Origin of the sequence: Vibrio splendidus (assembly GCF_002873455.1) — a bacterium.
Taxonomy (GTDB): domain Bacteria; phylum Pseudomonadota; class Gammaproteobacteria; order Enterobacterales; family Vibrionaceae; genus Vibrio; species Vibrio splendidus_J.
This window is the reverse complement of sequence record NZ_MCUN01000031.1, coordinates 1-449: the sequence shown is the minus strand read 5'-3', so window position 1 is coordinate 449 and position 449 is coordinate 1. Positions and strand designations below refer to the sequence as shown.

Annotated in this window: 1 tRNA gene and 1 rRNA gene; both read right to left on the bottom strand. The window is 38.8% G+C overall.

The features are described 5' to 3' along the window. Window positions 1–225: 225 nt before the first annotated feature. Window positions 226–301 (bottom strand) — tRNA-Ala (locus BCU75_RS18745). A gap of 77 nt (window positions 302–378) precedes the next feature. Then, window positions 379–449: ribosomal RNA gene (locus BCU75_RS18740) — 16S ribosomal RNA — on the bottom strand; the annotation flags it as partial.

Below are 449 nucleotides of genomic sequence, written 5' to 3'. Positions count from 1 at the left end.
ATTCGAATACAAGACACTTGAATGTGTTTGTTGTGTTTACCTAATGAAAGATAAACATTGAGAACTTTTAAATTTGATTAACTTAATCACAGCCTTGGCCGTTTTGTTTTACTTTTTAAAAAGTAAAAATAATTAAGCTAATCAGTCAGCTTTCCAAATTGTTAAAGAGCTTGATTCAAACTAATGAACCATTTTTAAATATTTTCAAAGAAAAACACTTAAAGATGGTGGAGCTATGCGGGATCGAACCGCAGACCTCCTGCGTGCAAGGCAGGCGCTCTCCCAGCTGAGCTATAGCCCCATCTGGAAAAGTATTTCTACTCTTAACTTTTCTAAACCTAATCAATCTGTGTGGACACTCATCGTGGTATCTTCGTATAAGGAGGTGATCCAGCCCCAGGTTCCCCTAGGGCTACCTTGTTACGACTTCACCCCAGTCATGAACCACA